Annotated in this window: 4 protein-coding genes and 1 pseudogene; 2 read left to right on the top strand and 3 right to left on the bottom strand. The window is 66.7% G+C overall.

The features are described 5' to 3' along the window. Window positions 1-695: pseudogene (locus tag VMJ11_RS11420) on the top strand (hypothetical protein); the annotation flags it as partial. 315 nt (window positions 696-1,010) lie between these two features. Then, window positions 1,011-2,021 carry a sulfate ABC transporter substrate-binding protein gene (locus VMJ11_RS11415; protein WP_325619526.1) on the top strand — a complete coding sequence of 337 codons (1,011 nt, stop codon included), beginning with the start codon at window positions 1,011-1,013 and terminating at the stop codon, window positions 2,019-2,021. 94 nt (window positions 2,022-2,115) lie between these two features. On the opposite strand, the gene VMJ11_RS11410 is transcribed toward VMJ11_RS11415, so the two are convergent. The 3 genes from VMJ11_RS11410 to VMJ11_RS11400 all read right to left on the bottom strand — a co-directional run bounded on the left by VMJ11_RS11410 (window position 2,116) and on the right by VMJ11_RS11400 (window position 5,575). Further along, window positions 2,116-2,421 carry a hypothetical protein gene (locus VMJ11_RS11410; protein WP_325619525.1) on the bottom strand — a complete coding sequence of 102 codons (306 nt, stop codon included), beginning with the start codon at window positions 2,419-2,421 and terminating at the stop codon, window positions 2,116-2,118. A gap of 549 nt (window positions 2,422-2,970) precedes the next feature. Continuing rightward, window positions 2,971-4,587 (bottom strand): ABC transporter substrate-binding protein, encoded by a 1,617-nt coding sequence (locus tag VMJ11_RS11405; RefSeq protein ID WP_325619524.1) that lies wholly within the window; start codon window positions 4,585-4,587, stop codon window positions 2,971-2,973. A 199-nt stretch (window positions 4,588-4,786) separates the two neighbouring features. Next, on the bottom strand, window positions 4,787-5,575 hold the full coding sequence (locus VMJ11_RS11400) for an SDR family oxidoreductase (RefSeq protein WP_325619523.1): 789 nt from the start codon (window positions 5,573-5,575) through the stop codon (window positions 4,787-4,789). Window positions 5,576-5,634: the final 59 nt, after the last annotated feature.

The raw sequence follows: 5,634 nt of genomic DNA, 5'->3' as shown, positions 1-5,634 counted from the left end.
CGGTGCAGTACCGGCCGTTCCAGCGCATGCGCGAGCTGGCGCGCGAGTATCTCGGCGATCGGCAGCCGAGCATCGCGGAGTTGAAGGAAGCGGCGCGCCGCCAGGGCGCGATCGTGCAGCTCGACCCGCAGGCCGCGATCGAGGCCTTGCCCGAGATCGTGCCCGACATGAAGACGCGCCGGGCGCTGCTCGCCGCCGTGTACCGCATCGCGACCGTATCGGGGCCGCTGGAAGGCGAGCGGCGCGAGCGCTATCGGCACGTGCAGCGCGCGTTGGGCGTTGAGCCGGGCGGTGAGAAGACGGGGCTGCCGCCGGGCGGTGGCGGCGAGTCGCCGGAGCGGGGCAGTGGTGCCTCCGGCGCTGGCGGCAGCACGGCGGGTTCCGGCGGCGCTGCGCAAGGCGTCGAGGCTTCCGCGCCGGCAATTGAGCCTGACGCCGCCCCTGCGCGCGCGAAGGCGTCCCGCGCGCGGCCGACCGCGGCTGGCGAAGCCGCCACGCCCGTCAAGGCCATGCGTGCGGCGCGCGCCGGTGTGAAAGCGAAGGCCGCGGAAGCGGTCGAAGCGAAGAAGGCGCCGGTTGCCGCGAAAACGTCGGCGCGCCGTTCACGCGCGGCATCCGCAACCAAGCCCGTGCCCGCTCGGGCCGAGGGCACGACGGCCACGCGCCGCCGCACGACGCGCGGCGCGGACGAGTAAGCACGAAGGCACATGAAACAGGGAAGGCGCGGAGGGCTTCCTCCGCGCTTTTTTGTATCGAGCACGAAAAGAACAAGATTGCGCAGCAAACGGCAACCGGAATCGCGGTTTTGAAGGGCCCCGAGCGGCAGCACGGTGCACATCGACGGTGGCGCGCACATCATGGGTAGCGAAAACGCTTAACACGAAAGCCGAAAAGCAAATCTCGCATCGGTATAAGGCGCGTGCCGCGTCTCGCTAGAATCGAGCATTCGGTTTGCTTACGAAATCATGTGAGCAGGCCGCGAAGCCTTTCAACGACAGACGGGGATCACCATGGCAGTTATGGGACGCACGGCGCGCTGGCTCGGCGCGGGCATCATCGCATTGAGCACGGCGACGGCGCACGCCGATACGTCACTCTTGAATGTCTCATATGACGTGACGCGCGAGCTGTACAAGGACATCAACGCGAGCTTCATCGCCGATTATCAGAAGAGGACCGGCGAGAGCGTGTCGATCAAGCAGTCGCACGGCGCGTCGAGCGCGCAGGCGCTCTCGGTGCTGCAAGGCCTGCAGGCCGACGTCGTGACGATGAACCAGCCCAACGATATCGATCTGCTCGCGCAGCAGGGCCATCTCCTGCCCGCGGACTGGCGCGCGCGCCTGCCCGACGCGAGCTCGCCCTATACGACGACGATGGTCTTCCTCGTGCGCAAGGGCAATCCGAAGCACATCAAGGACTGGGACGATCTCGCGAAGCCGGGCGTGCAGGTCGTGATCGCCAACCCGAAAACGTCGGGCAACGGCCGCTATGCGTATCTGGCCGCGTGGGGCTATCGCAAGCAGCAGGGCGCGAGCGACGCGCAGGCGCTCGACTTCGAGCGCGCGCTGCTGAAGAACGTGCCGGTGCTCGACACGGGCGGGCGCGGTGCGACGACCACCTTCACGCAGCGCGGCATCGGCGACGTGCTCGTGACTTTCGAGAACGAAGTGGCGCTCATCGAAACGGGCGTGGGTGCGAAGGACTTCGAAGCCGTTTATCCGTCGATGAGCCTGCTCGCGGAGCCGCCGGTGACGATCGTCGACAAGGTCGTGGACAAGCGCGGCACGCGCAAGGTGGCGCAGGCGTATCTCGACTATCTGTACTCGAGCGCCGCGCAGGATATCATCGCGCAGCATCATCTGCGTCCGCGCGATGCCGCCGTGCTCGCGAAGCACGCGAACGAGTTCAAGCCGATCAAGACGTTCACGGTCGAGCAGATGTTCGGCAGCTGGCAGAAGGCGCAGGCTACGCATTTCGCCGATGGCGGCACGTTCGATCAGATCGTCGCGGACCGCAAGTGACGCACGCGCGCAAGCGTGCATAAAAAACGCCTCGCGGTTTGCGAGGCGTTTTTCGTGGGTCGACGCCGCGCCGCAGCAGTTGCGGCGTACGGGCTCAGTACCAGCCGCGGCGGCCAGCCCACTCGCGGCGGCCCCACCAGCGGTGGCCGTCCCAGTAGCGATCGCCGTGCCAGCCGATCACCACGGCCGGCGCGTAGGCGACGCGCACGGGCGGCGCGACATAAACCGGCCGCGGGGCGACATAGACCGGCTGCGGGGCGACATAAACCGGTGCGGGCGCAACATACACCGGAGCGGGCACGCCGATGTTCAGGCCGACGGCGACGCCAGCCATCGCGGTTTGCGAGGCAGCGAGGACGAGCGCTCCGGCACCCAGTGCGGCAAAGAGTCTGGTTTTCATTTTGAGCCCCTTCGGTTGATGAATGGATGGGTTCAATGTACCGAAGCGCTCGCCCGCTTGAGTTACGAAACTGCAACAATCTGCTTGCGAATCTTACCGGCTGCTGCGCCGTAGACCGCGTGGAGCCTTGCGCAGCAAGATTCGGCCGGGGTTGTCACTGCCAACGCCGTTGCAATTGGTGATCGTCGCGCGAGTGGTGTAATCCATGCGATGACCTCGATCTCGCCAGGCAGACACACGCGCTCATCTATCGAGAGTCTGCTGTATGCGCGGGCAATCTTTCGCCCCTTCGCATAACCCTTGTAACGAGCCTGGAAATCAAGCTCGCGCTTCATCGCGAAGGCGCGAGGCGAGTGGCCTCGTCTCGCTACGAAGGTATTTCGGTGGTCGCCCGTCGATGCTCGTGCCCGTAAGTTACGGGGCGCACGCATGGGGGCGAGAGCCGGCGCGAGGGAGCGCGGGAGATGCCGGCAGTGTGAGGTGCGCCCGGCCTTGCGGCCGGGCTGCGCAAGAGGAGAGGCATGCAGGACGCGAACGCCCCGCGTGCCGTTACTGCACCGCGACACTCGCGAAGTTCTGGCGTCCGAACGGACTGACCTGGTAGCCGCTCACGTTCGTGCGCGTGATCGCGGCCGCGGTCGGGTAGCCGAGCGGAATCCACAGCGCCTGGTCGTGGATGATCTTCTGCGCGGCTTCATAGAGCTTCACGCGTTGGGCCTGGTCGGCAGTGGCCTTGCCTTCGGCGATCAGCTTGTCGAGCTGCGGGTCGCAGAAGCGCGCGAAGTTGATGCCCGATTGCACCGCATTGCAGCTGAAAAGCGGCGAGAGATAGTTGTCGGGGTCGCCGTTGTCGCCGGCCCAGCCCATGAAGAGCGTGTCGTGCTGACCCTGCTTGGCTTCCTTGATGAGCTCGCCCCACTCGATCACCTTGATGTCGGCCTTCACGCCGATCTTCGCGAAATCGGCCTGCAGCAGCTCGGCGCCCACGCGCGGATTCGGGTTCAGCACGCTGCCGTTCGGGCGCACCCAGATCGTCGTCGAGAAGCCATTGGCGTAGCCCGCGTCGGCGAGCAGCTGCTTCGCCTTCGCCGGATCATACGGATACGCCTCGATCGACTTGTCGTAGCCCCAAGTGATGGGCGGCCAGGGGTTCGTCGCGGGCGAAGCGGTGTTGTCGAACACCGTCTTCAGGTACGTCGTGCGGTCGAACGCCAGGTTCAGCGCCTGACGCACCTTCTGGTTGTCCAGCGGCTTCTTCTGCGTGTTGAGCGCGACGAACGCCGTCATGAACGCAGGCGTCTCGACCACCTTGAGCGAGCCGTCCTGCCTGGCCGCCGCCACGTCCTGGGGCTTCGGAGAGAGCGCGATCTGGCATTCGCCGGCCTTCACCTTCTGCGCGCGCACGGCGGCGTCGGGCGTGATCGCGTAGATCAGGCGGTCCGCCTTCGGCTTCGGCCCCCAGTAGGTTGGATTCACGTCGTAGCGGATCAGCGCGTCCTTCGTGTAGCTCTTGAGTACGAACGGACCCGTGCCCACCGGCTTCGCGTTCAGGTCGACCTGCTTGCCGGCCTTCAGCAACTGATCGGCGTACTCGGCGGAGTAGATCGACGCAAAGCCCATCGTGAGGATCGAGAGGAAGGTGGCGTTCGGCTCGTTGAGCTCGAACTTCACCGTGTTCGCATCGACCTTCGTGATCGACTTCACGAGCTTCACGAGACCCATCGACTGCGCGTGCGGGAAGCCGCTCGGTCCCGCCACCTTGTGCCAGGGATTGTTCGCGTCGAGCATGCGATCGAAGGTGAAGACCACGTCGTCGGCGTTGAGCGCGCGCGTGGGCTTGAACCAGTCGGTCGTCTGGAACTGCACGTTGGGACGCAGATGGAACGTGTAGGTGAGGCCGTCGGCGCTCACCTCCCACTTGTCCGCGAGTGCGGGCACGACTTTCTTTTGCGCTTCGTCATAGGCCACGAGCGAATTGAAAATGACGTCGGCGGACGCGTTGGTCGTGACGAGCGAGTTGAACTGCACGACGTCGAAGCCGTCGGGGCTCGACTCGGTGCAGACCGTCAGCGGTTTCGCGAACGCGGGCGTGGCCGCAAACGCGCAGGCGGCGCCAAGCGCGGTCGCGAGCACGAAGGCGGGCACGGTGGGCGAGTTGAAGCGCATGGGATCTCCGTGGTTCTTCGGTGGCGGGCGGCGCCCCGTTTATGGGTGGTTCTGGTTCGCTTCTGGAGGAGCGATGAGGGGCGCCCGGACGAGGCAAGCTTATCGAAGGGAAATTGCCGAGACAACAATTTAATCCACATACCCATATGGCATGCGGGGGCGGCGCGCAGCTCCGGGTGCCGGGCGCGCGCCGCGAGCCTCAGTGGCTCGTCGCGCGCGGCTTGCGGGGCGCCTTCTCGAACACGCGGTCGTAGAGCCAGCGTGGCAGCGCGCGCAGCAGCGTGGCGGCGACGCGCATGGGCCACGGGAACACGGCAAACGACGTGCCGCGCGCAATGGCGTCGGCGGTCTTGGCGGCGAAGCGCTCCGCGTCCATCAGGAAGGGCATGCGGTAGGGGTTCTTCGCCGTCATCGGCGTGCGGATATAGCCCGGTGCGATGGTGACCACGGGCACTCCGAACGGGCGCATCTCGACGCGCAGCGATTCGAGATAGGCGAGCGCCGCCGCCTTCGAAGCGCTGTACGCGCCCGAACCCGGCAGCCCGCGCACGCCGGCCACGCTGGCGATGCCCACGAGCGTGCCGCGCCGGGCCTGCGCCATGGCGGCGGCGAACGGCTCGAACGTCGCGACCATGCCGAAGTAGTTGGTGTCCATCACGTCGCGGAACGTCGCGAGATCGCCCTCGCCGGTGAGCACGCCGCGGCTCACCCCCGCGTTGGCGATCACGACGTCGGGCAGGCCGTGCTGCGCGATGAACTCGTGCGCGGCGGCGGCGAGCGCATCGGCGTCGCGCACATCGGCGGGGTAGATGGAGATGGGGTGATCGGGGTGGGACTGGCGGAAGCCGGCGAGCGCCTCGCCGCGGCGCGCGACGAGCCCGAGGACGGCGCCGCGCCGCGCGTACTCGGCGGCGAGCGCGGCGCCAATGCCGCTCGACGCGCCCGTGATGAAGACCTTCAGCGGCGCGCCTTGCATCGCGTTTCGCATTACATCTTCTTCGCGCGGATCTGCGAGACGATGTAGTCCATCACCTGGAGCGTGCCCGG

Source organism: Paraburkholderia sp., from assembly GCF_035501035.1.
In the GTDB taxonomy this organism is placed as follows: Bacteria; Pseudomonadota; Gammaproteobacteria; order Burkholderiales; family Burkholderiaceae; genus Paraburkholderia.
This window is presented reverse-complemented; position numbering and strand designations above follow the sequence as displayed.

Coding starts and splice junctions, on each gene's coding strand:
- VMJ11_RS11415 (WP_325619526.1), top strand. CDS start 1,011: ATGGCAGTTATGGGACGCACGGCGCGCTGGCTCGGCGCGGGCATCATC.
- VMJ11_RS11410 (WP_325619525.1), bottom strand. CDS start 2,421: ATGAAAACCAGACTCTTTGCCGCACTGGGTGCCGGAGCGCTCGTCCTC.
- VMJ11_RS11400 (WP_325619523.1), bottom strand. CDS start 5,575: ATGCGAAACGCGATGCAAGGCGCGCCGCTGAAGGTCTTCATCACGGGC.
- VMJ11_RS11405 (WP_325619524.1), bottom strand. CDS start 4,587: ATGCGCTTCAACTCGCCCACCGTGCCCGCCTTCGTGCTCGCGACCGCG.